General features: G+C 41.7%; 3 protein-coding genes. All 3 read left to right on the plus strand.

Going from position 1 to position 3661, the window contains the following annotated elements; all coding sequences use genetic code 11:
• Positions 1 to 343, plus strand: a 343-nt coding sequence (locus ACKI5J_RS09325; RefSeq protein WP_407428798.1) for a hypothetical protein, incomplete at its 5' end; no start/stop codon positions are given.
• Between the two features lie 451 nt (positions 344 to 794).
• Positions 795 to 2360 carry an IS21 family transposase gene (gene istA / locus ACKI5J_RS09330; protein ID WP_407428800.1) on the plus strand — a complete coding sequence of 522 codons (1566 nt, stop codon included), beginning with the start codon at positions 795 to 797 and terminating at the stop codon, positions 2358 to 2360.
• A 145-nt stretch (positions 2361 to 2505) separates the two neighbouring features.
• On the plus strand, positions 2506 to 3231 hold the full coding sequence (istB, locus tag ACKI5J_RS09335; RefSeq protein ID WP_407428802.1) for an IS21-like element helper ATPase IstB: 726 nt from the start codon (positions 2506 to 2508) through the stop codon (positions 3229 to 3231).
• The last annotated feature ends 430 nt before the right edge of the window (positions 3232 to 3661 follow it).

Raw genomic sequence — 3661 nt, forward strand, 5'->3', positions numbered from 1 at the left:
ATTCCAGATCACATTACAGAAATCCCTCGCTCGGGCTGTTTTCCTGCTTTCTACAGATGACACGGTATTATGCTCAGCCAAGAACTGGTTGTTTTTGGCTGCTTCGTCAATGTTGAATCAGCTTCTTATGTCGCCCTTTTCTATCCAGTATAATCGCTTTGAAATCTCCCGCATGAAGAGGATAGCTTTTGCGGGTACTTCAATCCGGCTGAAAGTATTCAGCGAGTGTCCGAAACCCTGGATCTTTAACGGTATGCTTTCTTTCGTGTTTGCCACATATTGTTTATCATATTTCGTTTATCTTTTGTGCAGACCTCATCTACCCGCTGCGTCATCGACTTAGTTAAAGTATATCATGTTCTTTACGGGTATCTGCAGCGTTTCTAAGTCAACATTAAGAACGAATTTTCTTTTACAAATAAGGGTTTACTATTATTTCATTTTCGTTTATTCGGTAAAAGTACTTGCTTATCGTGTCAGTGGATTGATTAATTTACCGGAACGATCGCGGGTATTTACACCAGTATTGCTAATTACATAAGGTACCGGTGTATATACTGGTACATGGTACCCCCCTGTTCTGAATTATGGTACCCCCTCATTCTGAAGGATGGTAACCCCCCGGTTCAAGCCAAGCTGCTATAGTGTTGACAAAGTAAAAGAGTCGAGCAGCTGATGTTTATGAGCCAAACGCTGATGTTTCAAACTGTCATTCCGGCGCATGGTACCCCTTCGATGAGTTTCGGAAGTGTCTGAGCTTTTTATCTGATTTTCCCGGCTAAATCCGGGAAACAATGGCTCAAAAGTCTCTTGACATGAATCAGGCTAAACAAGTACAGCAACTATCTGCAGATGGCGTGTCTATTAAAGAGATCGTCCGTCGCACTGGCATAAGCCGTAAAACCGTAAGGAAGTATTTGCGCAAGATCGCCGCAGCAACTCCACTTTTGGGTGACAACGATGTTATTAGCTTACCTGACAAAGAGCTGGCAAATATCATTTACGATCCGGATCCCGCACCAGTTACCGGCCACCGCTTTAGGCAAGCGGTAAACCACTTCGATATAGCCAGGCAATCGCTCCATAAAACTGGTGTTACTAAACAACTGTTATGGGCGGAGTATATTCAGGAATATCCCGGCGGCTATTCCTATAGTCAATACTGTTTCTTGTTTAAACAGTATTTGAAGGAGACTGATCCTGCTTTTCATTGGACGTATAATCCTGGTGAATTTACTCAGGTTGATTTTGCTGGAAAGAAGTTGTTTTATATAACTAAAACCGGTGAAAAGATCTATTGTGAGGTATTTGTTGGTGTATTGCCATATAGCGGTTTGATTTTTTGCATCGCTGTACACACCCAGCGTATCCCAGACTTTGCCTTATGTATTATTGAATTAGTTAAATATGTTGGCGGTCTGACAAAGACATATTTATCCGACAACATGAAAACCGCTGTAACTAAGGCTGATCGATACGAACCTGCATTTACTGAATTGTGTCATAGACTCTCTGCCCACTACAATACCACATTTAGCGCCACCAGAGCCCGCGAACCTACTGATAAAGCTATGGTTGAAGGAGCCGTGAACATTGTATATAATCATATCTATGGCCCTATGTACAAATACAAAGCCTGCAGTCTGGAAGACCTCAATGCACAAATTGCAGGCTGGCTGAATATATTAAACAGCAAACCGTATAAAGGCAGTAAAGAAAGTCGCCGGGATATTTTTGAACGGGATGAAAAACCCGTTCTGAAACTTCTACCTGAAACTCCTTTTAAACTTCAGCAAAGCAAAACAGTGACTGTCCAGCGCAACTATGCGATACAGCTCCCCGATAATAAGCACTACTACACTGTTCCTTACCAATATGTTGGAAAGAAGGTCATTGTCTATTTTGATACCCGAACCGTGGAGGTCTACTATCAACATGAACGCATTGCATTCCATGTTAGAAGTTCACAGGAACTAAAGTTTAACCGCATTCATGAACATATGCCTGCTCATCATCAGCACATGGTTGCCACTCAGGGATGGACCGTAGGCGAACTGCTTACCCAAGCCGAAAAGGTTGGCAAGTATACGCGGCAAGCTGCCGACCGGCTATTACACAGCAGCATCTATCCCGAACAAAACTTCAAAGCATGCAATGCCATGCTGGCGCTTCAGTATAAGTATAGTAGACATAGACTGGAATCAGCGTGTGTACGCGCAGCAAACGTCATGCGTCCTACTCTCTCGATGATACGATCCATTTTGCAAACGGGTCTTGACAAACAACCACTTCTTTTTGACAACGACGATTCAAAACCTATTCATCATGACAACATACGTGGCAGTAGCAATTATCAGTAAATGGGAGGGTTTATCCCGTGACATTCTTAAAAAATGTAAACCTATGACGCTGCCGCGGGCTTGCGTTGTTGAACAAGGTGATTAAATAAATCACCTTGTTCAACAACGCGTATCGCTTCTTTTTTTAAACCACTAAATATTATCAATGAACACAACACACACTTTGCAGCAGATGCAACAAATGAAATTACTTGGAATGTCGGCAAGCTATGGTATGCAGCTGGAGCTTCCGGTGAATCAACAACTCGAGGGACATGAACTTCTTTCCTACCTCGTTCAAGCTGAAACATTGCACCGAAGTAATGAACGAATGACGACTTTATTAAAAACGGCGAAGTTCCGGTTCAATGCAATACCAGAAGAAATTGAATGTTCCGAATCACGAAATCTTACCAAAACTCAATGGTCAAATTTGCTGGAGGGACGTTATCTGGGTCAGGGCGAGAATGTCCTGATAACGGGCGCTACCGGTTGCGGTAAGAGCCATATCGCTTGTGCGCTCGGCCATCAGGCCTGTTTAATGGGAATCAAAACCCGATACTTGAATATGAACAGACTGATTGAAGCAATACTCATGGCCAAAACTGAAGGTAGCTATCTTAAGTTCTTAAATCAACTTGAAAAAATACAGTTAATCATCCTGGATGATTTTGGTTTACAAGCATTGAACAAAAACATCAAGCTGGCATTACTCCAAATTATCGAAGACAGATATGCAAAAAAATCCATCATCATCACATCACAACTGCCTGTTGCAAGCTGGTACGATTACCTGGAAGAATTAACCCTCGCCGATGCAATAATGGACAGATTGACAGCAAAATCTCATCGTATCGAACTTAAAGGGGACTCGCGAAGAAAGAAAAAATGAAGTTACGTGCAAGGCAATCCATATCTTTAAAATAACACAAAGCTCTTTCACTTCTTAATAACTCCAAAGGGGGTTACCATCCTTCAGAATGAGGGGGTACCATCATCAGAATATACATAAAAACGATACTTCGGTATTTAGCAATTATTTTTCCTTTGCTCTGTTTGGGCTATTTCATAAGCAGTAAACAACTTGTCGGTCAGCCATATCATGCTTCTGTAGTTGCATCGTTCTTAATGATCGCCGCTTCTCTGTACTATTTTTATGAACTATTCCTTTACCCTCCAACGAAAAGATTAACTAAAGAGCCGGCGTTTTGGATAGCGACAGGAATTCTTATTTATTTAGTCTGTTTAATACCAACACTTCTTGTCCTCCAATTCGTTTCAACCGTTGACTTCTATAAATATGAAAGTCTTGCGATGTTAAA

Source organism: Arcticibacter sp. (genome assembly GCF_045629565.1).
In the GTDB taxonomy this organism is placed as follows: Bacteria; Bacteroidota; Bacteroidia; order Sphingobacteriales; family Sphingobacteriaceae; genus Arcticibacter.